Origin of the sequence: Saccharothrix sp. S26 (genome assembly GCF_021390395.1) — a bacterium.
In the GTDB taxonomy this organism is placed as follows: domain Bacteria; phylum Actinomycetota; class Actinomycetes; order Mycobacteriales; family Pseudonocardiaceae; genus Actinosynnema.
Map to the genome: position 1 here is coordinate 79,037 of NZ_JAJUWT010000014.1, position 25,313 is coordinate 104,349.

At 73.0% G+C, this 25,313-nt stretch carries 27 protein-coding genes; 11 read left to right on the top strand and 16 right to left on the bottom strand.

Annotated elements, in window-relative coordinates:
* Nucleotides 1-162: 162 nt before the first annotated feature.
* Nucleotides 163-738, top strand: a complete 576-nt coding sequence (locus LZG04_RS23165; protein WP_233820049.1) for a YbaK/EbsC family protein — start codon at nt 163-165, stop codon at nt 736-738.
* Nucleotides 735-1,295 carry a GNAT family N-acetyltransferase gene (locus tag LZG04_RS23170; protein ID WP_233820050.1) on the top strand — a complete coding sequence of 187 codons (561 nt, stop codon included), beginning with the start codon at nt 735-737 and terminating at the stop codon, nt 1,293-1,295. Before LZG04_RS23165 ends, LZG04_RS23170 begins: the two co-directional genes overlap by 4 nt.
* Before the next feature lie 41 nt (nt 1,296-1,336).
* On the opposite strand, the gene LZG04_RS23175 is transcribed toward LZG04_RS23170, so the two are convergent.
* Nucleotides 1,337-1,963: a hypothetical protein gene (locus LZG04_RS23175; RefSeq protein ID WP_233820051.1), complete on the bottom strand. Its 627-nt coding sequence runs from the start codon at nt 1,961-1,963 to the stop codon at nt 1,337-1,339.
* Between the two features lie 82 nt (nt 1,964-2,045).
* Nucleotides 2,046-3,725 carry a DUF885 domain-containing protein gene (locus LZG04_RS23180; RefSeq protein WP_233820052.1) on the bottom strand — a complete coding sequence of 560 codons (1,680 nt, stop codon included), beginning with the start codon at nt 3,723-3,725 and terminating at the stop codon, nt 2,046-2,048.
* Nucleotides 3,726-3,830: 105 nt separating this feature from the next.
* On the opposite strand from LZG04_RS23180, the gene LZG04_RS23185 reads away from it, so the two are divergent.
* Nucleotides 3,831-4,487, top strand: a complete 657-nt coding sequence (locus LZG04_RS23185; RefSeq protein WP_233820054.1) for a DUF3153 domain-containing protein — start codon at nt 3,831-3,833, stop codon at nt 4,485-4,487.
* A gap of 16 nt (nt 4,488-4,503) precedes the next feature.
* Here the strand turns inward: LZG04_RS23185 and LZG04_RS23190 are convergent, their stop codons facing one another.
* Nucleotides 4,504-5,391 (bottom strand): methylenetetrahydrofolate reductase, encoded by an 888-nt coding sequence (locus tag LZG04_RS23190; protein ID WP_233820056.1) that lies wholly within the window; start codon nt 5,389-5,391, stop codon nt 4,504-4,506.
* Nucleotides 5,392-5,496: 105 nt separating this feature from the next.
* Here LZG04_RS23190 and LZG04_RS23195 point away from each other — a divergent pair, with 105 nt between their 5' ends.
* From LZG04_RS23195 to LZG04_RS23205, 3 genes are all read left to right on the top strand, one after another.
* Nucleotides 5,497-6,564 carry a polyprenyl synthetase family protein gene (locus tag LZG04_RS23195; protein ID WP_233820058.1) on the top strand — a complete coding sequence of 356 codons (1,068 nt, stop codon included), beginning with the start codon at nt 5,497-5,499 and terminating at the stop codon, nt 6,562-6,564.
* Nucleotides 6,565-6,566: 2 nt separating this feature from the next.
* Nucleotides 6,567-8,060, top strand: coding sequence for a phytoene desaturase family protein (crtI, locus tag LZG04_RS23200; RefSeq protein ID WP_233820060.1), 1,494 nt, complete (start codon nt 6,567-6,569; stop codon nt 8,058-8,060).
* 114 nt (nt 8,061-8,174) lie between these two features.
* Nucleotides 8,175-9,062, top strand: coding sequence for a phytoene/squalene synthase family protein (locus LZG04_RS23205; protein WP_233820061.1), 888 nt, complete (start codon nt 8,175-8,177; stop codon nt 9,060-9,062).
* Nucleotides 9,063-9,146: 84 nt separating this feature from the next.
* On the opposite strand, the gene LZG04_RS23210 is transcribed toward LZG04_RS23205, so the two are convergent.
* Nucleotides 9,147-9,512 carry an Rv2175c family DNA-binding protein gene (locus LZG04_RS23210; RefSeq protein ID WP_233820415.1) on the bottom strand — a complete coding sequence of 122 codons (366 nt, stop codon included), beginning with the start codon at nt 9,510-9,512 and terminating at the stop codon, nt 9,147-9,149.
* A 184-nt stretch (nt 9,513-9,696) separates the two neighbouring features.
* Between LZG04_RS23210 and LZG04_RS23215 the strand changes: the two genes are divergently transcribed.
* The gene (locus LZG04_RS23215) at nt 9,697-11,757 is read left to right on the top strand and encodes a Stk1 family PASTA domain-containing Ser/Thr kinase (RefSeq protein WP_233820062.1); all 2,061 of its coding nucleotides are present in this window, start codon (nt 9,697-9,699) and stop codon (nt 11,755-11,757) included.
* A gap of 72 nt (nt 11,758-11,829) precedes the next feature.
* On the opposite strand, the gene LZG04_RS23220 is transcribed toward LZG04_RS23215, so the two are convergent.
* Nucleotides 11,830-13,218, bottom strand: coding sequence for a class II 3-deoxy-7-phosphoheptulonate synthase (locus LZG04_RS23220; RefSeq protein WP_233820063.1), 1,389 nt, complete (start codon nt 13,216-13,218; stop codon nt 11,830-11,832).
* A gap of 64 nt (nt 13,219-13,282) precedes the next feature.
* Between LZG04_RS23220 and LZG04_RS23225 the strand changes: the two genes are divergently transcribed.
* On the top strand, nt 13,283-14,299 hold the full coding sequence (locus tag LZG04_RS23225; protein ID WP_233820064.1) for a DUF2891 domain-containing protein: 1,017 nt from the start codon (nt 13,283-13,285) through the stop codon (nt 14,297-14,299).
* Here LZG04_RS23225 and LZG04_RS23230 read toward each other — a convergent pair.
* Nucleotides 14,289-16,004, bottom strand: a complete 1,716-nt coding sequence (locus LZG04_RS23230; protein ID WP_233820065.1) for a BTAD domain-containing putative transcriptional regulator — start codon at nt 16,002-16,004, stop codon at nt 14,289-14,291. The genes LZG04_RS23225 and LZG04_RS23230 overlap by 11 nt on opposite strands.
* A 102-nt stretch (nt 16,005-16,106) precedes the next feature.
* On the opposite strand from LZG04_RS23230, the gene LZG04_RS23235 reads away from it, so the two are divergent.
* Together LZG04_RS23235 and LZG04_RS23240 are read left to right on the top strand one after the other, a co-directional pair.
* On the top strand, nt 16,107-16,355 hold the full coding sequence (locus LZG04_RS23235) for a DUF4242 domain-containing protein (protein ID WP_233820066.1): 249 nt from the start codon (nt 16,107-16,109) through the stop codon (nt 16,353-16,355).
* A 16-nt stretch (nt 16,356-16,371) separates the two neighbouring features.
* Nucleotides 16,372-16,734 carry a cupin domain-containing protein gene (locus LZG04_RS23240; protein WP_233820067.1) on the top strand — a complete coding sequence of 121 codons (363 nt, stop codon included), beginning with the start codon at nt 16,372-16,374 and terminating at the stop codon, nt 16,732-16,734.
* A gap of 62 nt (nt 16,735-16,796) precedes the next feature.
* Here LZG04_RS23240 and LZG04_RS23245 read toward each other — a convergent pair whose 3' ends face one another.
* The 3 genes from LZG04_RS23245 to LZG04_RS23255 form a co-directional block, all read right to left on the bottom strand.
* Nucleotides 16,797-17,822, bottom strand: a complete 1,026-nt coding sequence (locus tag LZG04_RS23245) for a 6-phosphofructokinase (RefSeq protein WP_233820068.1) — start codon at nt 17,820-17,822, stop codon at nt 16,797-16,799.
* Nucleotides 17,823-17,902: 80 nt separating this feature from the next.
* Nucleotides 17,903-18,415 (bottom strand): polyadenylate-specific 3'-exoribonuclease AS, encoded by a 513-nt coding sequence (locus tag LZG04_RS23250; RefSeq protein ID WP_233820070.1) that lies wholly within the window; start codon nt 18,413-18,415, stop codon nt 17,903-17,905.
* Between the two features lie 22 nt (nt 18,416-18,437).
* Nucleotides 18,438-19,172: a 1-acyl-sn-glycerol-3-phosphate acyltransferase gene (locus tag LZG04_RS23255; protein ID WP_233820072.1), complete on the bottom strand. Its 735-nt coding sequence runs from the start codon at nt 19,170-19,172 to the stop codon at nt 18,438-18,440.
* 201 nt (nt 19,173-19,373) lie between these two features.
* Here LZG04_RS23255 and LZG04_RS23260 point away from each other — a divergent pair, with 201 nt between their 5' ends.
* Entirely contained in the window at nt 19,374-19,856 is a 483-nt protein-coding gene (locus LZG04_RS23260) for a hypothetical protein (RefSeq protein WP_233820074.1), read from the top strand.
* A 193-nt stretch (nt 19,857-20,049) separates the two neighbouring features.
* Here LZG04_RS23260 and LZG04_RS23265 read toward each other — a convergent pair whose 3' ends face one another.
* The 7 genes from LZG04_RS23265 to LZG04_RS23295 all read right to left on the bottom strand — a co-directional run bounded on the left by LZG04_RS23265 (nt 20,050) and on the right by LZG04_RS23295 (nt 25,224).
* Complete coding sequence (locus LZG04_RS23265) at nt 20,050-20,982, bottom strand: sensor histidine kinase (protein WP_233820076.1); 933 nt, start codon at nt 20,980-20,982, stop codon at nt 20,050-20,052.
* Nucleotides 20,983-21,079: 97 nt separating this feature from the next.
* Nucleotides 21,080-22,051, bottom strand: coding sequence for an ROK family protein (locus tag LZG04_RS23270; RefSeq protein ID WP_233820078.1), 972 nt, complete (start codon nt 22,049-22,051; stop codon nt 21,080-21,082).
* A complete protein-coding gene (locus LZG04_RS23275; protein ID WP_233820080.1) occupies nt 22,045-22,383 on the bottom strand; it encodes a hypothetical protein in 339 nt (112 codons plus the stop codon). Before LZG04_RS23275 ends, LZG04_RS23270 begins: the two co-directional genes overlap by 7 nt.
* A 5-nt stretch (nt 22,384-22,388) precedes the next feature.
* Nucleotides 22,389-23,582, bottom strand: a complete 1,194-nt coding sequence (locus LZG04_RS23280) for an ArsA family ATPase (protein ID WP_233820082.1) — start codon at nt 23,580-23,582, stop codon at nt 22,389-22,391.
* The gene (locus tag LZG04_RS23285) at nt 23,579-24,016 is read right to left on the bottom strand and encodes an SRPBCC family protein (RefSeq protein ID WP_233820084.1); all 438 of its coding nucleotides are present in this window, start codon (nt 24,014-24,016) and stop codon (nt 23,579-23,581) included. Before LZG04_RS23285 ends, LZG04_RS23280 begins: the two co-directional genes overlap by 4 nt.
* A gap of 27 nt (nt 24,017-24,043) precedes the next feature.
* On the bottom strand, nt 24,044-24,832 hold the full coding sequence (locus LZG04_RS23290; protein WP_233820085.1) for a metallophosphoesterase: 789 nt from the start codon (nt 24,830-24,832) through the stop codon (nt 24,044-24,046).
* Between the two features lie 11 nt (nt 24,833-24,843).
* A complete protein-coding gene (locus tag LZG04_RS23295) occupies nt 24,844-25,224 on the bottom strand; it encodes a polyketide cyclase / dehydrase and lipid transport (RefSeq protein WP_233820086.1) in 381 nt (126 codons plus the stop codon).
* Nucleotides 25,225-25,313 lie beyond the last annotated feature (89 nt).

Genomic DNA, 25,313 nt, shown 5'->3' on the forward strand with positions numbered 1-25,313 from the left:
TCGGGACAGCGACGACCGCCGCGGGGAGACGGCGGCACTTGGTGGTGGGGCGCTTCCCCCGCCCCACCACCAAGGCATTGCTCGAACAAACGTTCGAGCCAGACCAGACTATCCTGCCGGCCCGGAACTCCTCAAGCCGACCGTCCGTGGTCTCATGAACGGGTGAGCGCACTCGACCACCCCGGCATCCGCAAGGTGGCCACCGCCCTGTCCGAGGCCGGCCACCACGAAGCGGCGAACGGGATCCGCGTGTTGGCCGACGCCGTCCGCACCGCCGCCGCGGCGGCCGAGGCGGTGGGCGTGCCGGTCGGCGCGATCGCCAACAGCCTGCTGTTCGCCGCGGTCCGCGACGGTGTGGCCGCACCCCTGCTCGTGCTCACCTCCGGCGCGCACCGCGCGGACACGGCCAAGCTGGCCGTGCTGGCGGGCGCCGACTCGATCGAACGCGCCACGCCCGCGTTCGTGCGCGAGCACACCGGGCAGGTCATCGGCGGCGTCTCCCCCGTGGGGCACCCCGCGCCGATCACGACGTTCGTCGACGTGGCGTTGGCGCGGTACGAGGTGGTGTGGGCCGCGGCCGGGCACCCGCACGCCGTCTACCCGACGACGTACGCGGGGCTGCTCGACCTGACCGGCGGCACGCCCGCCGAGGTCGCCCAGTCCGAGGCCACCCAGTCCGCAAGCGCCCAGTCCGCAAGCGCCCAGTCCGCAAGCGCCCGGGCCGAGGTCGCCCGGTGACCGCCGCGCCGTCGCAGCGGATCGTCGCGTTGTCCAGCCGGGAGTTGAACTCGCGGCTGGACGAGGCGCTCGCGCTCTACGTCAGCGCGATGGAGTACCCGCCCGGCACGGCCGAGCAGCGCGCGCCCATGTGGTTGGCGCACATGCTGCGGGAAGGCTGGCGGTGCGTCGTGGCGCTCGGCGAGCAGGACGAGCTGATCGGCATCGGGTACGGCTACCGCGGTTCGATCGGCCAGTGGTGGCACGAGCAGGTGCGCCACGGGCTGACCCTGGTGTCCGGGCCGAAGGCCGTCGAGGAGTGGATGCGCGACTACTTCGAGCTGACCGAGCTGCACGTGCTGCCGAGCGCGCAGGGACGCGGGGTCGGTGAGCAGTTGCTGCGCAACCTGGTCGAGGGCGTGCCCAGCTCACGGGTGCTGCTGTCCACCCCGGAGGGCCCGAGCAAGGCGTGGCGGCTGTACCGGCGGATGGGTTTCGTGGACGTGCTGCGGCACTACCAGTTCACCGGCGACCCCCGGCCGTTCGCCGTGCTGGGTCGCACGCTGCCGATCACCTGACCGGCAGTCCCTTCCTCCCGGGGGAGGAAGGGACCCGGCCGCTAGAACGGTGAGACGAAGCCGGATGCCTGGAGGTACTTGCCGGCGTTGAGGCCCTCGATCTTGCGCAGCTTCGAGTAGACGACCCGGTCGCCGAAGTTGCCCTCGACGGTCCGCACGTGGGTCGCCTTGCGGCCGGTCCGGTCGTACTTGACCTCGACCACCAGGCCGACGTGCGCGTGCATGTCCGGGTAGTTGCCGTAGACCACGGCGTCACCGGGGGCGACATCGCGCTCGGCGATGTCCTTCCACCGGCCGTTGAGCTTGCCCCACTTCTGCCAGTAGGTGGCCCAGTGGCCCTGGTCCAGCACGGACGCGCCGGGGGCGGGGCGCATCGAGGGCCGGTCCGGCACGCCGCCGGTCGTCCACGCCCAGTTGACGAACACCCCGCACCACTCCGCCGGGCGCAGCACGCCCTGGCCGGGCAGCTGGTACTGCGGCGGGTAGTAGTTGCCGTTGCCCTCGCGCCGGCCGACCTCGCGCAGGGCGTGGTCGACGATGTCCTGCCGGATGCGCCACTCGGCCTGGTCGCCGAGCGACTGCTCCTGGGCGTACGCCGGTGCACCACCGGCGAGCAGCGCACCGGCCAGCAGCGCGCCGAGCGCGGCCCGCTTCGCACGTCCGGTCATCAGGTCCCCCCTACGGTCGTTCGCCCACCATCCAACACCGGCGACGGTGACCTCGGCGTGAAACCGAGGTCACCGGGACGGGTCAGAGCTCCGCGAGCCGTTCACGAAGAGTGTCCAACCCCATGGCGCCCATCTCCAAGGCATCGCGGTGGAACGCCTTCAGGTCGAACGCGTCGCCGTGGCGGGCGCGGGCGTCGTCGCGGGCGGCCAGCCACAGGCGCTCACCGAGCTTGTACGACGGCGCCTGGCCGGGCCAGCCCAGGTAGCGGTCGATCTCGTCGTGCACGTGGGCCGGGTCGGTGATGGTGCGGGTGAGCATGAACTCCAGGCCGAGGTCGGGGGTCCAGCGCTCGCCCTCGTGGAAGCCGGTGCCCTTGGGGATCTCCAGCTCCAGGTGCATGCCGATGTCGACGATGACGCGGGCCGCGCGGAACAGGTGCGCGTCGAGCATGCCCAGCAGGTCGCCGTCGTCCTCGAGGTAGCCGAGCTCGCGCATCAGCCGCTCCGCGTACAGCGCCCAGCCCTCGCCGTGCCCGGACACCCAGCACATCAGGCGCTGGAACTCGTTGAGCTTGTCCGCCTGGTAGACGGCCGTGGCGACCTGGAGGTGGTGCCCCGGCACGCCCTCGTGGTAGACGGTCGTGACCTCGCGCCAGGTGGGGAACTCCTCCTTGTCGTCCGGCACGGACCACCACATGCGGCCGGGCCGGGAGAAGTCCGGCGTGGGGCTGCTGTAGTACGCGCCGACACCGCCGCCGGGCGGCGCGATCCGGCACTCCAGCTTCATCAGCTCGTCCGGCAGGTCGAAGTGCACGCCGCGCACGTCCTGGAGCGCCTTGTCGGACAGCTCCTGCATCCACGACCGCAGGCCGTCCTTGCCGTGCACCAGGTAGCGGGGGTCGGCGTCCAGCGCGGCGGCGGCCTCGGCCAGGGTCGCGCCCGGCTTGATCCGGTTCGCGACCTGCTTCATCTCGGTCTCGACGCGGGTGAACTCCTCCCAGCCCCACTCGTAGGCCTCGGCGAGGTCGAGCCGGGAGCCGGTGAAGTAGCGGGACTGCAACCGGTAGACGTCCTCGCCGACCGCGTCCTTCCTCGGGGCCTTGGGCGCGAGGTCGGCGCGCAGGAACGCGGCCAGGTCGCCGTAGGCCTCGGCGGCGGCCTTGGCGCCCGCCTCCAGCTCGGTGCGCAGCGCGCCGTCCGCGGGAGCGTCGGCGATCAGGGCGGCGAAGAACGACTTGCCGCCGGCCCGACCCGCCCACGTGTCGCACTGCTCGGCGACCTTGGCGACCTGCCGCAACGCCGACACGTGCCCCTTGTCGGCGGCGTGGGCCAGGCCCGCGCGCAGGTTCGCCACCGCTTCCGGCACGGCGATGAGCCGCTTGGCGATCACGGCCCAGTCGTCGGCGGTCTCGGCGGGCATCTGGTCGAACACCTCGCGCATCGACTGCACGGGGCTCGCGATGACGTTGAGGTTGCCCTCCATCTGGCCGGCCTCGTGCAGCTCGACCTCCAGGCCGACCCGCTCCAGGAACACCGCCTTCGCGTCGGCCTCCGACTTGTCCGCGGGCTCGGCGGCGCCGATCGCGGCCAGCGCGCGGCGCGCGAGCTCCTCTCGGGCGGCGTGGCCCTCCGGCGAGTAGTCGGTCAGCCGGTCGTCGTGGCCGGGCTTGCCGATGAACGTCGCGGCCACCGGGTCCGCCGCCGCGTAGTCGGCTACGAACTGGTTGCTGATGCCGTGCACGCCGGCGGAGGAGGTTGACATGAGCCGCACGTTACCGGCGGGCCGTGTCCCTCCAACAGGTAATTAGCCACGCTCACGATCGTGTGGTTGCGGTCAACTTTTGACCGTGGCCGGCAGGATGGCCGGGTGTCCAGGGCCCCCGCGCTGCTCGTGCCGGTCTTCCTCCTCGCGCTGTTCTCGCTGACGGGGTGCGTCCGGCTGCACGCCGCCATGGCGTTGTCCACCGACGACCGCGTGTCCGGTGAGATCGTCGCCGCCACCCCGCCGACCGCGGACAACGACCCCGGTCCGCAGCTCAAGGTGCCGAACGAGCTGGCCAGCAGGGTCAGCACCAAGCCGTACAAGGTCGACGACTACGTCGGCACGCAGCTGTCGTTCAGCGGGCTGACCTTCGACGAGGTGCGGTCGCTGTCCGCGGCGACCAGCGCGTCGTCCAGCCGGTACCAGCTGACGTTCCGGCGGTCCGGCGACCTGGTGACGTTGTCGGGCTCGGTCGACCTGACCCAGGTGCCGCCCGAACGCGCCGACATCCAGGTCAAGATCAGCTTTCCGGGTGAGATCGTGGACACGAACGGGTTGGAGGAGGACAACGCGACCATCTCCTGGGCCCCGAAGCCCGGCCAAGCCTCGATGCTGAACGCGACCGTCCGCTACCCGGGCGCGAACTCGGTGTCGTACTTCGGCTGGACCATGCTGGTGGCCGTCCTGACCGGCGCGGCCGCCCTGATCGTGGTCATCCTGGCCATCGTCGCCCACCGCCGCCACCAGGTGGAGAGCGCTTGACGACGGCGGCGCGGGGCTAGACGGCGCGGGCCGGGACCAGGCCCAGGCGTCCGACGATCTCCCTGGTCGCCTTCGACCGGTTGAACGTGTAGAAGTGCAGGCACGGCACGCCCTCGGCGAGCAGCCGCTGCCCCATCTCGGTCACCAGGTCGATGCCCGCCTTGCGGAAGCCCGCCGGGTCGTCGGCGTACGGGTCGAGGCGGCGCGCCACCACGTCCGGCACCGAGGAGCCCGACAGCTCGATCGTCTTGGCCAGCGTCCGCGGCGTCGTCAACGGCATCAGGCCCGGGATCAGGACGGTGTCGCAGCCGCGGGCGGCCACCCGGTCGCGCAGGCGCAGGAAGTCCTCCGGCTGGAAGAACAGCTGGGCGATCGCGAAGTCGGCGCCGGCGCGCAGCTTGCGCACCAGGTACTCGGTGTCGGAGTCGAGGTCCGCCGACCGCGGGTGCCCGTACGGGGACGCGGCCACGCCCACGCAGAAGTCGCCCAGCTCACGGCACAGCCGGACCAGCTCCTCGGCGTAGGTCAGCCCCTCCGGGTGGGCCACCCACTCGCCGTTCGGGTCGCCGGGCGGGTCGCCGCGCACGGCCAGGATGTTGCGCACGCCGACGGCGGCGTACCAGCCGATCACGTTGCGCAGCTCGGCCACCGAGTGGTTGACCAGCGTGAGGTGCGCCATCGGCAGCAGGGTCGTCTCCTGCGCGACCCGGCCGGTGGTGCGGATGGTCCGGTCGCGCGACGAGCCGCCCGCGCCGTAGGTGATGGACACGAACGCCGGGTCGAAGGGCTCCAGCTCGCGGATCGCCCGCCAGAGGATGGTCTCCTCGGCCTCGTCGCGCGGGGGGAAGAACTCGACGGAGAACACGGGTGAACCCGTGCGCAAGCGTTCGACCACCGACGTCATGCCGCACAGCCTAGAGGTAGGTCCGAGGCGTGGAAGATGGCTGTCACCAGATGGGACCAGCCCCCCGGTTGGGCAACCCGAAGCGGCAGAGGTGACGATAGACGGGTGCCGCCCCACCCGTTGGACCTCGAACTGCCCAAGCACGTCGACGAAGCGCTGGCCGCTTATCTGGCCGACCGCCGGGCACTGGGTGAGCGCATGGAGGAGAACTTCACCAGCGCCGTCGACGCGCTGGCCGACTTCGTCCTCGGCGGCGGCAAGCGGATCCGGCCCACGTTCGCGTGGTGGGGCTGGCGGGCCGCGGGCGGCGACCCCGACGGCGAGTTGGCCGAGTCCGTGCTCACGGCGGTCAGCTCGCTGGAGCTGATCCAGGCGTGCGCGCTCGTGCACGACGACCTGATGGACGCCTCCGAGACCCGTCGCGGCATGCCGACCGTGCACGTCCGGTTCGCCCGCAGGCACCGCGACCAGGGCTGGCTCGGCGAGCCCGAGCGGTTCGGGCTGGCCGCGTCCGTGCTGATCGGCGACGTGGCGCTGGCCTGGGCCGACGACATGCTCTTCGCCGCGGGCCTGCCCACCGACGCCCTGCAACGGCTGAGCCTGCCGTGGCGGGACATGCGCACCGAGATGCTCGCCGGCCAGTACCTCGACGTGCTCACGCAGGCGCGCGGTGACGCCTCGCCGGACGCGGCGCTGCGCATCGACCGGCTCAAGACCGCCGCCTACACCGTCGAACGGCCGCTGCACATGGGCGCGGCGATCGGTGGGGCGTCACCCGAGCTGGTGGACGGCCTGCGGTCGTTCGGCACCGACATCGGGGTGGCGTTCCAGCTGCGCGACGACCTGCTCGGCGTGTTCGGCGACCCGGCGGTGACCGGCAAGCCCGCCGGTGACGACCTGCGCGAGGGTAAGCGGACGCTGCTGGTCGCGCTGGGCATGCAGTTCGGTGCGGACGTGCTGCACGAGGCGCTGGGCAGGCCCGACCTGGACGTGGCCACGGTCGACGAGGTGCGCGCGCGGTTGCGCGAGGTCGGCGCGGTGGACGCGGTCGAGGAGCGGATCGCCGAGCTGACCGAGTCCGCGCTGCGGGCGCTGGACCGGTCGCCGATCGCCGAACCGGCCGGTGAGCGGCTCGCGGAGCTGGCCATCAGCGCCACGAAGCGGACCTCCTGACGATGCGCACGGTCACCGGCCGCACGGACCACGTCGTCGTGGTCGGCGCGGGGCTGGCGGGGCTCTCCGCGACGTTGCACCTGCTCGGCGCGGGACGCCGGGTCACCGTGGTCGAGCGCGACGCCGTGCCCGGCGGTCGGGCCGGGCGGCTGGACCTGGGCGGCTACCGGTTCGACACCGGGCCGACCGTGCTGACCATGCCGGAGCTGGTGGACGAGGCGCTGGGCGCGGTCGGCGAGTCGCTGGCCGACCGGCTGACCCTGCGGCCCCTGCACCCCGCGTACCGGGCCCGCTTCGCCGACGGCAGCACGCTGGACGTGCACTCCGACGCCGAGGCGATGGAGGCCGAGGTGCGCCGGTTCGCCGGTCCGCGCGAGGCCGCCGGGTACCGGGCGCTGCGCCGGTGGCTGACCGAGCTGTACCGGGTGGAGCGGGAGCGGTTCATCGGGTCGAACTTCGACTCGCCGTTGTCGCTGCTCACGCCGGAGCTGGCGAAGCTGGCCGCGTTGCGCGGGTTCGCCCGGCTGGGGCCGTCGGTGGCGCGGTTCGTGCGCGACGAGCGGTTGCAGCGGGTGTTCTCGTTCCAGTCGCTGTACGCGGGCGTGCCGCCGCGCAAGGCCCTCGCCGCGTACGCCGTCATCGCGTACATGGACACGATCGCGGGCGTGCACCACCCCGAGGGCGGGATGCGGGCGTTGCCGGACGCGTTGGCCGCGGCCGCCCGGGACGCGGGCGCGGACCTGCGGTTCCAGACGCCGGTGGCGTGGCTGGAGCGCATCGGCGGCCGGGTCACGGCGGTGCGCACCGCGCACGGTGAGCGCATCCCGTGCGACGCGGTGGTGCTCACGCCGGACCTGCCGATGTCGTACCGCCTGCTGGGCCACCGCCCGCGCCGACCCGTGCCGGTCACGTGGTCGCCGTCGGCGGTCGTGCTGCACGCGGGCGTGGACCGGACGTGGCCGGAGCTGGCGCACCACACGCTGCTGTTCGGCCGGGAGTGGGACCGCACGTTCGACGAGCTGACCCGCCGCGGCACGTTGATGAGCGACCCGTCGTTGCTGGTCACCGCGCCGCCGGGGCAGGGGATGTTCGTGCTCGCGCCCGTGCCGAACCTGCGCGTCGGCCCGATCGACTGGGAGCGCGTGGGCCCGGCCTACCGCGACGAGCTGGTGGGCGTGCTGGAGCGGCGCGGGCTCACCGGGTTCGGCGCGGCGATCGAGGTCGAGCAGCTCGTCACGCCGAAGGACTGGGCCGCGATGGGCCTGGCCGCGGGCACGCCCTTCTCGGCCGCGCACACGTTCGCCCAGACGGGGCCGTTCCGGCCGCGCAACCTCGTGCTGGACAACGCGGTGCTGGCCGGGTGCGGCACCACGCCGGGCGTCGGCGTGCCGCCGGTGCTGATCTCGGGTCGGCTGGCCGCCCAGCGGATCACGGGGACCGCCGCGGCGCGGTCGCGACGGCAGTCGCAGCCGCGGCGGGCGCACACCCGGCGCTGACGTGCTGTGCGACGATGTGGCCGCGATGTCCGCGACCCCGCCCCCGCCCAGATCGAGCGCCGCACGTGTCGACCCGGTGCGGCCGCGGGCTGCCCACCCGCCCGGCAGGCACGCGTGACCGACCTGGCCGCGGCCTACGCCCGGTGCCGGGAGCTCAACGCCCGCCACGGCCGCACGTTCTTCCTCGCCACCCGCCTGCTCACGCCCGCGCAGCGGCCCGCCGTGCACGCCCTGTACGGGTTCGCGCGGTGGGCGGACGAGATCGTGGACAGCGGCGCCTCCACCGACCCCGCCGGTGACCTGGAACGGCTGGAGGCCCAGCTCGGCGACGAGCTGGCGGGGCGGCCCACGGGCCACCCGGTGCTCGCCGCCCTGGTCGACACCGTGCGCCGCCACGCGATCGACCCGGCGCTGTTCAGCGACTTCCTGGCGTCGATGCGGATGGACCTGACCGTCACCTCGTACCCGGACTTCGCCGCGCTGGAGCGGTACATGCACGGCTCGGCGGCGGTGATCGGGCTGCAACTGCTGCCCGTGTTCGGCACGGTCGTGCCGCGGGCGCTGGCCGAACCACCGGCCGCCGCGCTGGGCCGGGCGTTCCAGTTGACGAACTTCCTGCGCGACGTGGGCGAGGACCTCGACCGGGGCCGGGTCTACCTGCCGCAGGACGTGCTGGCGGCCTACGGCGTGGACCGGGAATTGCTGGTGTGGTGCCGGCGGACCGGGAAGGCCGACCAACGGGTGCGGCGGGTGATGGGGCACCTGGTCGCGCGCACGCTGGCCGAGTACCGGGAGGCCGAGACGGGCGTGCCGATGCTGCGCCCCGTGTCCCGACCGTGCGTGCGCACCGCGCTCACCCTGTACCGGGGGATCCTGGACGAGATCGCGGCGGCCGACTACCAGGTCCTGGACCACCGGGTCGTGGTGCCGACCTCGCGTCGGCTGGCGGTGGCCGTGCCGGGTTTCGCCCGAGCCCTGCTGGCCCGCGCCACCGGGCGCTGAGGCGGAGAACACGACGTCCGGACGACTCCCCGGCTGGGGGAGCCGCCCGGACGCGGTTCGGTCGTCAGGGTGGTGCGGTGCTCGTCAGAAGCCCAGGGCCTGTGCCCGCCGCTTCACCTCGCGGCCTCGGTCGCCGCGCAGCGCCTCGATGGGCGTGCCGGGCAGGGTCTCGTCCTCGGTGAACAGCCACCGCAGGATCTCTTCGGTCGAGAAGCCGGAGTCGCGCAGCACCGTGATGGTGCCGGGCAGCCCCTTCACCACGCCTCCGGCGGCGAGGAACTGGGCGGGGACGACGAGGACACCGTCACGGCGCTCGGCGAGCAGTTGACCGTCGCGCAGCAACTGGTGGACTCGGTTGATCGGCAGGCCAAGACGCTCGGCGACCTCGGGGAGGGGCAGGACCTCCAGGTCGGGAGCCAGCACATCCGCAGCGGCAGGAATCGCACTCACGTGCGTCACGATGCCACAACGACGTGAACGATGCCCTGCGCCAACCGGGTGGTGGCGGTACACCCACGGGTCGGCTTGCGGACACCCCCTGTTTCACCGCACTTTGACACGGATCCCACACGCGCGCGTGGGATGCTCCAGCGCACAGCATCGGTCGGCACCACCCACCGTACGATCCACGGCTGTGGAAAGGTCGGCGACGAACGTGATCGGCGGGCTGCTCGAACAACGCTACCGGGTTGGCGCCCTGGTGGCGCGCGGCGGCATGTCCACCGTCTACCGCGGTGTGGACACCCGCTTGGAGCGGACCGTGGCCATCAAGGTCATGGACCCCCGGTTCTCCGCCGACCCGCAGTTCGTCGCGCGGTTCGAGCGGGAGGCGCGCGCCGCGGCGAAGCTGCACCACCCCGGTGTGGTGCAGGTGCACGACCAGGGCGTGGACGAGGACCGCGTCTACCTGGTGATGGAGCTGGTCGAGGGCGGCACGCTGCGCGACCTGCTCAACGCGCGCGGCAAGCTGGACGTGCCGCTGGCCCTCAGCGTCATCGAGAAGGTGCTCTCGCCGCTGGCCGCCGCGCACCGCGCCGACCTCGTGCATCGGGACGTGAAGCCGGAGAACGTGCTCATCGGACCCGGCGGCACGGTGAAGGTGGCCGATTTCGGCCTGGTCCGCGCCGTGTCCACGGCCGGGGTGACCAGCGACACCATGATCCTGGGCACGGTCGCCTACCTGTCACCCGAGCAGGTCACCACGGGCACCACGGACGCGCGCAGCGACGTGTACTCGGCGGGAGTGCTGCTGTACGAGATGCTGACCGGCACGCCGCCGTACGTGGGCGACAACGCCATCTCGGTGGCCTACCGGCACGTGAACGACGAGGTGCCGGCGGTGCCGGACGTGCCCGCCGAGGTGGCGGAGCTGGTGCGCCGGGCGACCCGCAAGGAGCCGTTCCTGCGGCCGGCGGACGCCGAGTCGTTCCTGTCCGAGGTGGAGACCGCGCGCGCCAAGCTCGGCATCGCCGCCGTGGACGTGCCGCTGCCGATCGGCGCGGCGCCCGCGGAAGAGGCCACCGAGCACGTGCCGGCGCCGGTGAGCCCGGCCGAGCAGACCGTGCGGGTCGAGCCGGTGCGGGTGGGCGCGGGCGCGCCGTTCGCCGACCCGACCGTGCCGGTGCACCGGCCGAACCCGCTGGTGCCGCCGGTGTCCGGCCCGCAGGGCACGAGGGCGATCCCCCGCGCGGCACTGCTCGCGCCGCCCGAGCCGAAGCCGGTGGGGCCGCCGCCGCCCGGGAGCAGACCGCGTCCCAAGAGACCGCCGAAGAAGAAGACGCCCGAGCAGCTCTACGAGGAGATGCGGGCGCGCAGCAAGCGGCAGTTCATCACCTGGCTCAGCGTGGTCGTGGTGGCCGCCCTCCTCATCGGCATCACCAGCTGGTGGCTGGTCATCGGCCGGGTCACCACCGTGCCGGACCTGGTCGGCAAGGACGAGGCCGCGGCCACGTCGATGCTGGACGAGGCGTCGTTGACCAAGACCGTGCGCCGGGAGAACCACGACACCGTGCCCAGCGGGCAGGTGATCAGCAGCGACCCGCCGTCCGGGACCAAGGCGCACAACGGCGACCTGGTGCGGTTGGTCGTGTCCGCGGGCAGGCCGGTGGTGCCCCAGGTCAACGCGGGCGTCGAGGTGGCCGCCGCCGAGCAGGAGATCACGTCGGTCGGGCTGAAACCGCAGCTCAACCCCGCCGAGGACGCGTTCAGCGACCGCGTGCCCAAGGGCAAGGTCGTCACGTTGAAGCCCACCCCGGGCACGCCGGTGCCGATCGGCTCGGCGGTGACGATCGTGCTGAGCAAGGGCTCGCAGCCCAAGCCGGTGCCCAGCGTCACGGGCAAGACGAAGGACGAGGCGTTCGCCGAGCTCAACGCGGCCGGGTTCGACCCGGTCGAGGGCCCGAGGGAGTTCTCCGACAAGGTCGAGGGCGGCCGCGTCATCCGCACCGACCCGCCGGCGGGCACGAACATGCCGCCGGGCAACCGGCAGGTGACCGTGGTGCTGTCGGCCGACTCGGTGACGGTGCCGCAGGTCGAGGGCAAGTCGGTCAAGGAAGCGAAGAAGATCCTGGAGGACGCGGGCCTGAAGGTCGACGTCCAGTTCAACAACCGGGACCGGGCGCGCGTGGTGAACCAGTCCATCCGGGCCGGTGAGCGCGTGCCGAAGGACACCAAGATCACGATCATCGGCGTGTAGACGGCGGTGGCCCCCGACTCGTGGGAGTCGGGGGCCACCGGTCGCTTCACGCGACCCGCGCACGCGGGCGGTTCAGCTGCGGAGCATCTCCGCGACCAGGAACGCCAGCTCCAGCGACTGCTGCGTGTTCAGCCGCGGGTCGCAGGCGGTCTCGTAGCGGCCGGCCAGGTCGAGGTCGGAGATCTCCTGGGCGCCGCCCAGGCACTCCGTGACGTCCTCGCCGGTCAGCTCGATGTGGATGCCGCCGGGGTGGGTGCCCAGGCGACGGTGCACCTCGAAGAAGCCCTGCACCTCGTCGACGATCCGGTCGAAGTGGCGGGTCTTGTAGCCGGTGGACGACTCGTGCGTGTTGCCGTGCATCGGGTCGCACTGCCAGATGACCTGGTGGCCGGAGGCGGTGACCTTCTCGATGATCGGCGGCAGCACGTCGCGCACCTTGCCGTTGCCCATGCGGCTGATCAGCGTCAACCGGCCGGCCTGGTTGTGCGGGTCGAGCCGCTCGACGTACTCGACGGCCATCTCCGGCGTGGTCGACGGGCCGATCTTCAACCCGATCGGGTTGGCCAGCAGCTCGGCGAACGCGATGTGCGCGCCGTCCAGCTGCCGGGTCCGCTCGCCGATCCACAGGAAGTGCGACGACAGGTCGTACAGCTTCGGCTGGTCACCGGAGGTGTCCAGGCGCAGCAACGCCCGCTCGTAGTCCAGCAGCAGCGCCTCGTGCGAGGCGAAGATCTCGGTGCTGTGCAGCGACGCGTCGTTCACGCCGCACGCCGACATGAACCGCAGGCCCCGGTCGATCTCGCCGGCCAGCGCCTCGTACCGCTCGCCGGCGGGCGACTGGCGGACGAAGTCCTTGTTCCAGTCGTGCAGCCGGTGCAGGTCGGCCATGCCCGCGGTGGTCATGGCGCGCAGCAGGTTCATCGCCGCGCCCGCGTTGGCGTAGGCGCGGATCATCCGCGACGGGTCCGGCACGCGCGCCTCGGGCGTGGCGACCAGCGAGTTCACGATGTCGCCGCGGTAGGACGGCAGGCCGAGCGCGTCGATGCCCGACGAGCGCGGCTTGGCGTACTGGCCCGCGATGCGGCCGATCTTCACCACCGGCAGGCTCGCGCCGTAGGTGAGCACGACGGCCATCTGCAGCAGGGTCCGGACGTTCGCGCGGATGTGCGGCTCGGTGTTGTCCGCGAACGTCTCCGCGCAGTCGCCGCCCTGCAGCAGAAACGCCTCGCCGCGGGCGACCTCGGCCAGGTTGTCGCGCAGCCGGTCGATCTCGGCCGGCACGGTGATCGGCGGCACGCTCTCCAGCACGGTGCGCACGCGGCGCACCTGCTCGGCATCCGGCCACTCCGGCTGCTGGGCGGCAGGCCGGCCCAGCGCGTCGTCGAGCCGGTCGCGCAGCTCCGGCGGCAGGGGCGGAAGCTCGGGAAGCGTGTCCACGGGCACGTCCACGGTCCAGTTCACGTGTTAAAGATAGCCGTCCACACTCAGAGACGGACTCGGGTCCGACCTGTGCATTATGTGGACCATGCCGGACACCCGATTGGATGACGACACGGCGGCCAGGCTGCTGTCGACCGCCGTGGAGAACGTCCGGCGGGACTACCCGGCGCACTGGTCGCACGTCGTGAGCGGCGAGGCCGACCTGGTGCCGCTGCGCGTGCTGCACCCGATCTTCGCCGGGTCGTTCGACTGGCACTCGTGCGTGCATCAGACCTGGTTGGCGGTCCGGCTGCTGCGGGTGCGGCCCCGGATCGAGGGCGCGGAGCAGGCACGCCGGGTGCTCGACGCGCTGATCACGCCGGAGCACGCGCGGACCGAGGCGGCGTTCTTCGACGGCCCGAGCGGCGGGTTCTGGGAGCGCCCGTACGGGTGGGCGTGGCTGCTGGTGCTCGATGCGGAACTCCGCACCTGGGACTCGCCGTGGGCGGCGGCGCTGCGGCCGTTGAGCGAGGTGCTGCGTGACCGGTATCTCGCCAAGGTGGCCGGTGCGCGGCTGCCGGTGCGCACCGGCACGCACGGCAACACCGCGTTCGCGACCGGGCTGGTGCTCGACGCGGCACGGGCGGTCGGTGACCAGGAGCTGGCGGCCGCGTGCGAGCGGGCCGCGTTGCGGTGGCACCGGGAGGACGTCGGGTACGGCGGGTTCGAGCCGGACGCGGCGGACTTCCTCTCCCCCGCGCTGACCGAGGCGGACCTGGTGCGGCGGGTGCTGCCGCCGGAGGAGTTCACCGGGTGGTTCGAGGCGTTCCTCCCCCACTTGGAGGACTCGCGCTGGAAGGTGCTGCGCGAGCCCGTGCCCGTGGACGACCCGGGTGACGCGTACGGCTCCCACCTGGTCGGGTTGGCGTTGTCGCGGGCGTGGCAGTGGCGGTCCGTCGCCGCCGCGCTGCCCGCGGACCACCGGTACGCCGACCTGGCCCGCACGGCGGCCGAGGCGCACCGCGAAGCCGGCCTGCGGTACGTGTTTGGGCACGGCTACTACGCCGAGCACTGGCTGGGCACGTTCGCCGCCTACCTGCACCTCGGCGCGTTCACGGGCTGAGGCAGGCGGCCGCGGCGGCCCGGCACCGGCCCTCCTCCAGCGGTCGGCGCATCGCCGCGAACCGCTCGGCGGCTTCCAGGAACAACGCCGCCGCCTGCCCGCGCTGCCCCTCCGCGCGCCGCACCTCGGCCCGCACCTCCCACAGCGCCGCCGTCCACGGGCCGCCCTGCCACAGGCCGCTGATCCGCTCGGCCTCCGCCAGGTGCGGCCGGGCGCGGCTCGGGCTGCCCGCGTGCGCGCACGCCGTCGCCGCCGCGATCCGGAAGCCCATCGAGCACGGGTCGCACACGTGCGACGCCCGGGCGAGCCACCGTTCCGCCTCACGGATCGCGCCGAGCGCACCGCCGAGGGTGTCGGCGGCGAGCACGCGCACCCCGTGCACCCGGATGACCAGGTGCGACGGGATGCGTGAGGCGTGGGCCAGGGGCAGCGCCGCGTCGAGGTCGGCGCGCGCCGCGGCACGGTCGCCGAGCCGGACCCGGGCCTCCGCCCGCCGTTCCAGCGCCAGGGACCGGGCCGAGACGCACCCGGCGCGTCCGGCCTCGGCCAGGGACTCGCCCAACGTGGCCACGGCGGTGTCGAGGTGCCCGGACAGCAGCGCGAACTCGCCCAGCAGCAGGCACGCCAGCGCCCGTCCCGCCGCGGAACCGGCCCGTGACGCGATGGCGAGCAGGTCGCGGCCGAACGACTCCGCGCCCTCGTGCCCCTCCGGCCCGTACAGGTAGAACTCCTGGAAGCACAGGTGCGCGTCGTAGACCTCGGGCCGCGGCGGGTGCCGCACGGAGTCGGCGAACTCCTCCCGGAACAGCCGGTGCCACGTGCCGCGGGCGTGCGCGACGAGCGCGAGCAGGGTCGAGGCCTCACCCAGCTCGTGGCCGAGGTCGGCGTCCAGCGCCAGCAGGCGCGCCTGCCTGGCCAGCCGTTCGGCTTCGGCGAGGCGCCGCCGCCCGAACGCGACCAGGCCGTTCGCCAGCGCGACCGCCGCCCGCTGCGCCGGTGACGGCGGCTCGGCCGCGTCGAGGGCCAGCGCCGACTCGTACAGCGCGACGGTCTCCGCGTCCGGGCCGACCCCGATCCGCTCCCGCAACGTGCGCCGCAGCCGTTCGAACTGGCGCAACGCCTCACGGCGACGACCCGCGGCCAGGTGCTGCCGCATCACCGCGCGGTGCGCCTGCTCGTCGGTCTCGTCCAGCTCCAGCAGGCGCTCCCAGTCGCCGGCGGCCCGCAGCAGCGCGACGTAGCGGCCCTCGACCTTCTCGTGCGGTTCGGCGACCCAGCACTCGTAGCGGTCGTCCACGAGCAGGCCACCGCGGTACTCGGCGGCGGCTCGCGCGCACTGGGCCGCGTCACCCGAGGCCAGCGCCTCGTCCGCGGCCCGGTCGAACCGGTCCAGGTCCACGTCGAGGGCGCCGCCGGGCCACAACGTCAGCAGCCGCCCCTCGCAGCGGACCGCGTCGGCACGGCCCAGCGCGCGCCGCGCGTAGTACACGGCCTTGCGCAGGTTCGCCCCGGCCGCGTCGGCGGGCAGGTCGGGCCACAGCCGGTCCATCACCTGCTCGCGGTGCAGCCGGTGGTCGGGCGCGACGGCCAGCAGCTTCACCACGTCGGCCGCGCGGCGGTTGCGCCACACGTCACCGGGGACGGGCTTGCCGTCGACGGTGACGGTGAACCTGCCCAGCACTCGCACCTGGCAGGTGGCCGGCATGGCGGCACCCTACGTCCGGTCCGGCGATGCCGCCGTGGGAACGGTTTGGGAACGCCACGCCGCCTAGCGTGTCCCGATCCACTGCGAGTCGGGAGGTCACCCATGTTGTTCATGGACGTGCACAACCACCTGCCGGAGGGCGCCGGTCCCGGCGACGTGGCCGAGGCGCACGCCGCCGACCTGCGCACCCAGGACCGGTACGGCGTGCGGTACCTCAACTACTGGGTCGACGAGCAGGCCGGGAAGGTCTTCTGCCTGGTCGACGCGCCCGACGCGGAGTCCGCGCACCGGGTGCACCGCGAGGCGCACGGGCTCGTGGCGGACGAGATCTACCCGGTGGTGCAGGGCTGAGGCACGAGGAGAGGTGATGACGATGTCCGTCCTGGCGTCGAAGAGCTTCACGGAGCCGGACGAGGTGCGGGAGTTCCCGCACGGCCACGTGGACCTGGTCACCGTCGGTGACACGACGGTCGGCAGAGCGGAGTTCGAGCCGGGCTGGCGGTGGTCGCAGGACGTCAAGCCCATCGCCGGCACCGACTCCTGCCAGGCCGCCCACACCGGCTACATCCTGTCCGGCCGGATGCACGTCGTCATGGACGACGGCGCGGAAGGCGAGGCGGGACCGGGTGAGGCGATGACGGTGGAGCCGGGCCACGACGCCTGGGTCGTCGGCAACGAGCCGTGCGTGATGGTCGACTTCACCGGCCTGAACGACTACGCCAAGAAGTAGCCGCGCGAACGCGGGAGCGCCCCCGGACCGCGGTCCGGGGGCGCTCGTCGTGCGGGTCCGGCTCAGCCGAAGAAGACCTCGGCCTCCTGGTAGCGCTCCAGCGGGACGGTCTTCAGCTCCGCGGTGGCCTCGGCCAGCTTGACCCGGACGATGTCCGTGCCGCGCAGCGCGACCATGACGCCGAAGTCGCCCTCGGCGACCGCGTCCACCGCGTGCAGGCCGAACCGGGTGGCGAGCACGCGGTCGTAGGCGGTGGGGATGCCGCCGCGCTGGACGTGGCCCAGCACGACCGCGCGGGACTCCTTGCCGGTCCGCTCGGCGATCTCCTCGGCCAGCCAGGTGCCGACGCCGCCCAGCCGGACGTGGCCGAACGCGTCCTTCTCGCCGGAGTGCAGCACCTCGCCGCCGCCCTCGGGGATCGCGCCCTCGGCGACCACGATGATCGGGGCGAACTGGCGCTCGAAGCGCCGCTCCACCCACTCGACCACCTTGTCGACGCTGAACTTGCGCTCCGGCACGAGGATCACGTTCGCGCCGCCGGCCAGGCCCGAGTGCAGCGCGATCCAGCCCGCGTGGCGGCCCATGACCTCGACGACCAGCGCGCGGTGGTGCGACTCGGCGGTCGTGCGCAGCCGGTCGATCGCCTCGGTGGCGATGTGCACGGCGGTGTCGAAGCCGAACGTGTAGTCGGTCGCACCCAGGTCGTTGTCGATGGTCTTCGGCACGCCCACGACGCCGATGCCGTCGTCGGTCAGCCGCTTGGCGACACCGAGGGTGTCCTCGCCGCCGATGGCGATCAACGCGTCGACCTTGTTCGCGGCGAGGGTCTCGCGGATGCGGTCGACGCCGCCGTCGACCTTGTACGGGTTGGTGCGCGACGAGCCGAGGATGGTGCCGCCCCTGGTGAGGATGTCCTCGACGTCATCGAGCCCGATCGGCTTGGTCAGGTTCTCGATCGGACCCTGCCAGCCGTTCCGGAAGCCCACGATCTCCCAGCCGTGTGCCTCGATGCCCTTGCGGACCACACCGCGGATGACCGCGTTGAGGCCGGGGCAGTCGCCACCGCCGGTGAGCACACCAATGCGCATTTGCTTAGCCAATCTCTTCTCGTGGCGTTGGTCACCCAAGCCTGACACGTGCTGGATCGGTGCAGCAAGCGAGGGTCCACCTACCGGACCGCGAAACCCTTCCGCAGGCGCTCGTTCTCGATCACCTTCCAGCGGGCGAGGTTGTGCCGCGCGTCGGCCAGCGCGTCGTGCGCGTCGGCGGGTGCCTGCGGCAGGCGCGGCTTGCCCACGTCCTCCCAGCGTTGGCGCAGGTCGCGGGTGAACCGGGGCAGGCAGCGCGGCAGCGCGGGCATCGGGCCCCACAGCTGCGCCAGCGCCACGTGGTCGTAGGCGGCGAACCACGCCCACAGCTCGATGTCGTCCCGGTTGGCCTTGGGCCCGCCGAGGAAGTCGAGCAGGTCGGCGCGGATCCGCTCGCGGCTGCGCCACGCCCGGTCGGCGGGCGGCGGCAGCTGGTTCAGCACGTTCGCGCGCACCCACGGACCGGCCTTGGCGGGGTCGAACTCGGTGGACACGGCGTAGAACTCGCGGCCTTCCTCGTCGACCACCCCGATGGAGACGAGGTCGATCGTGACCCCGTCCTCGATGAACTCACAGTCGTAGAAGAACCGCACCCCACCAGCCTAGGGGTGCCGATCAGCCCGCCTTCGCCTCGGGCAGCCGATCGACGGCTTTCGCCTGCTTCTCCTCGCCCTTGGGCGCTTCCTTGGCCTTGGCCGCGTACACGTCGACGTACTCCTGGCCGGACAGCTCCATCAGGGCGTACATGATCTCGTCGGTGATCGACCGCAGCACGAACCGGTCGCCGGACAGGCCCTCGTAGCGGGAGAAGTCCAGCGGCTTGCCGATCTTGATCCGGATCGGGTACGGCTTCCACATCTTCGAGCCGATGGGGTTGGCCTTGTCGGTGCCGAACATCGCCACCGGGATCACCGGCGCGCCGGACTCCAGCGCGATCCACGCGACGCCGACCTTGCCCTTGTACAGGCGGCCGTCGGGCGAGCGGGTGCCCTCGGGGTAGATGCCGAGCAGCTTGCCCTCGCGCACGATCCGCACGCCGGTGTCGAGCGCGCCCTGGGCGGCCGACGCGCTGGACCGGTCGATCGGCACCTGGCCGACGCCGTAGAAGAACCAGCGCTGGAGCTTGCCCTTGAGGCCCCTGCCGGTGAAGTACTCGATCTTGGCCGGGAAGGTGACCCGGCGTGACAGCTTCAGCGGCAGGAAGAACGAGTCGGAGACCGCGAGGTGGTTGCTCGCCAGGATCGCGCCACCCTCCTTGGGGATGTTCTCCGCGCCCTCGATGATCCGGGGTCGGAAGAACAGCTTCAGGAGCGGCCCGAGAAAGATGTGTTTCATCAACCAGTAGAGCACCGCTGGGAGCGCCTCCTCGACGTGCTTGATCCCCGACGCCAGCCTACGGAGCCGACCGCGAAAGGCACAACGAACCCGCGCGGTGAAGCGGTACGGTCCCAAGGTCCACCGGCTGCCGTAATCCGCAACACAACGGGCTCGTGGGACGATGGACACTGGCAGAGGATTGGCCTTCACGACCCGGAGGGCTGGAGCACGCCGATGAACTCCCGACGCGACTCGACCGACGGCCCGGAGGACGTCGACGCGACCTTCGCCGAGATCGTGGCGGGTCTGGAACGCGAAGGCGTGGGCAAGCAGGCCTTCCTCGACGAGGTCGAACCGGACGAGGGCGACGAGGCCGAGCCGTCCCGCCCCGTGCGGCCGGAGGGCCAGCCCGCCGTGGCCACGGCGGACGACGACCCCGACGCGTACCCGGACTCGGACTCGGACGACCCGAACGACCACTACGTGCCGCCGGACCCGCCGCCGCTGCCCGCGTTGCGGCCGGGCACGATCGCGGCCCTGCTGCTGATCCTGCTGGGCGTGGTGCTGCTGCTGTTCCCGGGCCTGTTCGGCCTGACCGGCGCGATCGGCACCCCGCTGGCCCTGATCGTGATGTGCTCGGGCGCGGGCTGGCTGATCCTGCGCATGCGCAACACCCCACCCCCGGACTCGGGCTGGGACGACGGCGCCGTCCTCTAACCCCTCGCGCGAGTCCTACCTCCAGAACGCGAGAGTCCTACGTTCAGAACGCGAGAGTCCTACGTTCGCGCACCCCGAGTTGAACGCTCAGAACAGTCGATCTTGTTCTGAGCGTTCAACTCGGGGGTTCTGAACGTAGGACACGCGTGACGCGAACGTAGGACTCACGCGGGGTGGAGGTAGGACTCTCGGGTCAGGCGGTGGTCAGGAGGCGGATCGTGTAGCCCTCGGCGTCACGGCTCATGGTCACGTCGCGGCACGTCCGGTGCGTCAGCCACAGGCCCACGCCGGCGGTCGCGGTGCGGTCGGTCGGGACCAGGCCCGCCAGCGGTGACGTCGGCCCCTCGCCCCGATCCGTCACGGCCACCAGCACGTGCGCCGGCCCCGTCCACGCCCGCAGCCGCACGGGCGGCCGGCCGTGCGAGTGGGCGTTGGTCACGGCCTCGCTCGCCGCGTACACGATGTCGTCCACCTCGTCGCGCCCCAACCGCGCCCCGCCGCACGCCGCCGTCACCGCGCGCCGGGCCTGCGCCGGGGTCGGGTCGGTCAGCTCCACCACCGGCCGCCCCGCCTCGTACGCCGTCGGCCCGGAGGACGGCAACGCCCACGACGACCGGTACCGCGCGTTCGGCAGGTGAGACCCGTCCGTCCCGGCCGTCCACGGGTGCGTCCGCACCACGTCCGCCAGCACCCGCGCCGGCGTGGTCCGCAGGTCGTACGGGCACAGACCCCACAGCGGGTACTCGTCGAACACCTCGTTCACCGCCGCCTCGTACCGCGCCCACCAGTCCCACGCCGCCCCGACGCCGGGGTGCGGCACGTCGCCCACCACCCGGATCTGCGCCGCGCCCGCGTACTCGGCGAACAGCTTCCGGTAGCCCAGGATCGCCTCGGTCGGCCGGTCGTACTGGTCGCCGCCGGGCAGGAACACGACGCCGGACGGATCGGCCACCGCGTCGCGGATCAGCCGCTCGTTCGCGTCACGGCACGCCACCACCACCGGCTCGCACGCCGCCACGCCCTCGTCCACGAACGGCACGACGACCGACCGGTAGTCGTCGTCGCTGCCGTAGAACGCGGTCTCGTGGAAGTACCCGACGTGCCCGTACGCCGCACCGGTCCTCATCGGCGCGCCACGGGTTCGACGCGGGACTCGCGGACGTGGTGGTCTCGCGGTCCCCTGGTGGCGGTCCGCATCCCGCGATGCTACGCGGACGGTGAGGTCAACGGGGTCTGCCGTTGCGGGCTGTGCTCGCCGCCACGTCCCGGGCGAGCGTGGCCACCCCGACAATCCCGGCGTCGTCACCGAGCTGCGCGGTCCGGATGCGGGCCAGCGGCCGGTGCCCCGCGCCGGTCACCACGGCCGCGTACCGCTCCCGCGCGTCGTCCAGGAACAGCGGCGCGGACTCCGACACCCCGCCGCCGATCACCACGACCTCCGGGTCGTACACGTCGGCGACCAGCGCCAACCCGTCACCCAGCCACCGCGCCAGGTCGGCCATCGCGCGTTGCGCCAAGGGGTCGCCGTCCCGCGCCGCGCCCGCCACCCGACGCCCGGTGACCGCACGCGGGTCGCCCATCGCCTCCCGCGCCAGCACGGTCGACTGGCCGGGGTGGCGGGCCAGCAGCTCGACCGCCGTCGTGCTCAGCGCCGTGCCGCTGCAGTACCGCTCCCAGCAGCCGTTCTTGCCGCACGGGCACGGCCGCCCGTCGGGCACGAGCCGCAGGTGACCGAGCTCGGGCGCCACGCCGTGCGCGCCGCGGAACACCTGCCCGTCCAGCAGCAGCGCGCCGCCGATCCCGGTGCCGATGGCGACCAGCGCCGCGATCTTCGCCCCGCGCGCCGCGCCGAACCGGTGCTCGGCCAGCGCGGCGGCGTTCGCGTCGTGCTCCAGCACCACGGGCATGCCGACGCGCTGCGAGATCCGCTCCGCCACGGGTGCCTGCCGCCACGCCAGGTGCGGCGCGAACCGCACGGTGCGCAGGTCGGAGGCCACGAACCCGGCCACGGCCAGGCCGACGCCCGCGATCCGGTGCCGGGACGCGAGCTCCGCGACGGCCGAGCCGATCGCCTCCTCCAGCGCCTCTTCACCGCTGGGCGTGGCCGCACGCGCCGTGTCGAGCACCGCGCCGTCGCCGTCGACCACGCCCGCGCGCACGCTGGTCCCGCCGACGTCGACGCCGACAGTCAGCACTGCGACCCCTGGTCGCGCCGCACCACCGGGATGTGCTGGACGCGCGGCTTGTCCGGCCTCGGCGACTCCTCCGCCGGGGCGGGCGGCGACGCGGGCTCGGCCAGCGCCGCCCGCAGCACCGCGATCAGCCCGGCCACGTGCTCGGCCGCCTTGGCGGCCAGCTCGGACCGGTCGCCGCGGGCCAGCGCCACCGCGTTGCACAACGGGCACCAGCCGCACGTCCTGGTGTCGTGGTCGCCCTCGGCGGCGGCCACCCGGTGCAGCCACGGCTGCGCGCGCTCGGCGGCGGCGTCGAGCAGCAGGCGCAGCTCTTCGGCGAGCTTGGAGTCCACGGGCCTCACCGCATCCACAGATCGGGGTCGGGTGCGAACCGCACCGCCAACCCGGTGTCGTCCAGCTCCGCGCCGGTCACCAGGCAGCGCCTGAGCAGCGACGGCAGCGCGATCAACCGGCGCCTGCCGTCCACGGTGACGGCCAGGTCGTCGCCCACCCGCGCCAGGTCGAGCGACGAGTCGCCGATCGGCAGCGCGATGCGCAACGCGTACTCCTGCTCGCCGGTCCGCTCGACCGACAGCAGCGGTTCGTCGGCGGCGACGCCGTCCAGCGGGTCGCGGCCCTGGTAGAGACCTTCGGCGAGGTCCAGCAACGCGGCCGGGCCGACCGGTTCGGCGGCCCGGTGCGCCACGGTGGACACCGACCCCAGGTCGGCCAGCTCGGCGAGCACCGCGTCCTGCTCGGCACGGCGGGTGCGCAGCCAGTCGGCGGCCGGGCCTCGGTCCGCGCCGGGGTCCGGCACGACCCGGTTGGCCACCACGCCGTCGACCCGGATGCCCTGCAACGCGAGCGCCGTCACGGTCCGCCGGGTCTCCGCCGCGACCACTCGTTCGGGGGTCAGCACCAGCCGCACGGTGGTCGTGGGCGAGGTCAGCAGGCCGCGCAGGTGCTCCAGGTCCTCCGCCAGCCGGCCGAGCGCGTCGGCGGTGGCGTCCCACTTCTCGACCGCGCCGCTGCCCGCGACGCCGGCCAGCAGCCCGCGCACCACCCGGCGGTGGGTGGGGAACAGCCGTTCCAGGTAGGAGGCGAACGCCTCGGGCAGCGCCAGCAGCCGCAACGTCTCGGCGGTCGGACCGCAGTCGACGACCACCACGTCCCACGGCCCGCTGCCGGCCAGCCGCTGCACCTCCGACAGCGCGAGCAGCTCCTCGATGCCGGGCAGCACGGTCAGCTCCTCGGCGTCCAGCTCGTCCACGCCCGCGCCCGCGAGCACGGTCCGCAGGTGTCCGCGCAGGTCGCGCCACGCGTGGTCGACGAGCGCGCGGGGGTCGATCTGGGCCGCGTGCAGGCCCCCTTCGACCTCGCCGACGTGCCCGGACAGCGGCACGCCCAGCGCGTCGCCGAGCGAGTGGGCCGGGTCGGTGGACACGACCAGCGCCTTGCGCCCTCCCGCGGCGAGCGCGGTGGCGGTGGCGGCGGCCAAGGTCGTCTTGCCGACCCCGCCCTTACCGGTGAAGAGCAGCAGGCGGGCGCTCATCCAGCGTTTTCCACCCGGCGCTTGAGCTCCTTGAGCGCGGTGTCCATGATCATCTTCTCGGCCTTGCGGCGGAACAGGCCGATCATGGGGACGACCAGTTGCACCGACAGCGTGTAGGTCACCTCGGTCGAGCCGTCCTTGGGGGTCAGCCGGTAGCTGCCCTCCTGCGACTTCTGCATCTGGCCCTTGACCAGGTGCCACGAGATGCGGTCCGGCGACCACTCGTCGTAGGCGAGCACGTACTCGTCCTTGATCGGGCCCTGGTCGATGTTGAACCTGACCTGCGCCGCGCGCCCGTCCGCCCCGGTCTCCAGCACCTCGGTGCGCTTGATCCCGTTGGCCCACTCGGGGTAGGCGTCGAAATCGGCGATGACCGCCGCGATCTCCTCGGGCGTCGCGTCGATGACGATGGACTGGGTGGACTCGTCGGCCATGTCGGGCAGGCTACCCGGTGGTTCGGCTCACCAGCGCAGCACGTGGGGCGTGCCGGTGCGCTGGAAGTGGCCGACGTTGACGCACTCGGTCCAGCCCACCCGCACCCGGCGCGCCATCGGCTGGTGCACGTGCCCGAACACCGACCACCGGGGTCGGTCGCGCTCGATCACCTTCAGCAACGACGTCGAGCCCAGCTCGGGACGGCGGGCCACCACGTCGTAGGTCAGCTCGGCCACCGCGGGCGGCACGTGGGTGCACAGCACGTCGACCTCGCCCAGCCCGGCCAGCGCCGCGCCGAACTCCTCCTCCGTGCGCAGGTAGGGCCGCCACGGGCCGCGCCGGTTGGGCACGAAGCCGGGGTGCAGCAGCGCGCCGCCCGCGAACCCGAACCGCAGCCCGCCGATCTCGGCCACCTGGCCGTCCAGCACGTGCACGCCGTCGCGGGCGAACAGCGGCCACAGCTCGGGGCTGTCGACGTTGCCGGGGGTGGCGTAGGTCGGCGCGCTCATCACCGCGAACATGGCGGCGTACTGCTCCATGATCGCCTCTTGGACGACGTCGGCGGCGTTGTCCAGGCTGTCCCACAGCGACCGCATGTAGCGGACCGTCTCCGCGCCGAACCGGCCGCGCCGCAGCCGGGCGAACACCTCGACCTTCTCCGCGCCGAACACCCGGCCCAGGATGCCCTTGCCGTGGTCGTAGTAGTCGACGAAGTCGACCAGGTCACCGAGCACGACCAGCGCGTCGGCGCCGTCACCGGCGCGGGCGAGGGCCTCCGCGTTGCCGTGGACATCCGAGACGACGTGAACGCGCACAAGACCCAAATCTACGGCAGCGCGGGCGGCACCCCGGGCGGCCTGCCGTCCTCCAGGAGCAGTTTGAGGCCGAGCGACACCTGCTTGGCGGCCAACTGGCGGCGGCGCACCTCACGGCGTATCCGCTTGTCGGAGGCATCGCCCGGCAAGTCGGCACGCAGGAAGTAGTGCAGCACGGTGCCGTCCAGGACCGGCTCCAGCCACACCTCCATCGTTCCGACCAACGCGCCGCCGACCGTCCAGCGCAACCCCTCAGTGCCCCGATCGGCGTACACCTCGAGGGACAGGTCGGGCCAGAACCGGGCCCACGCGGCGGGCGGCGCGAAGGCGTCGGCGAGGACCGCCGGGGGCACTGCGAGGAAGGTCTCGTCCACCACGTCGACACTGGGCACGGATCGGAAGAGTGCCACGACACGGTTACGGAAACAGGGGCCGGCCTGGTGTATCGCCGGAATCACAGGCTAGGTTTCCCCACCGGTAA

Bases quoted from the DNA above. Each gene is read 5' to 3' on its own strand.
- LZG04_RS23175 (WP_233820051.1), bottom strand. From the start codon at position 1,963: ATGACCGGACGTGCGAAGCGGGCCGCGCTCGGCGCGCTGCTGGCCGGT.
- LZG04_RS23180 (WP_233820052.1), bottom strand. From the start codon at position 3,725: ATGTCAACCTCCTCCGCCGGCGTGCACGGCATCAGCAACCAGTTCGTA.
- LZG04_RS23190 (WP_233820056.1), bottom strand. From the start codon at position 5,391: ATGACGTCGGTGGTCGAACGCTTGCGCACGGGTTCACCCGTGTTCTCC.
- crtI (WP_233820060.1), top strand. From the start codon at position 6,567: ATGCGCACGGTCACCGGCCGCACGGACCACGTCGTCGTGGTCGGCGCG.
- LZG04_RS23225 (WP_233820064.1), top strand. From the start codon at position 13,283: ATGCCGGACACCCGATTGGATGACGACACGGCGGCCAGGCTGCTGTCG.
- LZG04_RS23230 (WP_233820065.1), bottom strand. From the start codon at position 16,004: ATGCCGGCCACCTGCCAGGTGCGAGTGCTGGGCAGGTTCACCGTCACC.
- LZG04_RS23235 (WP_233820066.1), top strand. From the start codon at position 16,107: ATGTTGTTCATGGACGTGCACAACCACCTGCCGGAGGGCGCCGGTCCC.
- LZG04_RS23240 (WP_233820067.1), top strand. From the start codon at position 16,372: ATGACGATGTCCGTCCTGGCGTCGAAGAGCTTCACGGAGCCGGACGAG.
- LZG04_RS23245 (WP_233820068.1), bottom strand. From the start codon at position 17,822: ATGCGCATTGGTGTGCTCACCGGCGGTGGCGACTGCCCCGGCCTCAAC.
- LZG04_RS23260 (WP_233820074.1), top strand. From the start codon at position 19,374: ATGAACTCCCGACGCGACTCGACCGACGGCCCGGAGGACGTCGACGCG.
- LZG04_RS23265 (WP_233820076.1), bottom strand. From the start codon at position 20,982: ATGAGGACCGGTGCGGCGTACGGGCACGTCGGGTACTTCCACGAGACC.
- LZG04_RS23280 (WP_233820082.1), bottom strand. From the start codon at position 23,582: ATGAGCGCCCGCCTGCTGCTCTTCACCGGTAAGGGCGGGGTCGGCAAG.
- LZG04_RS23285 (WP_233820084.1), bottom strand. From the start codon at position 24,016: ATGGCCGACGAGTCCACCCAGTCCATCGTCATCGACGCGACGCCCGAG.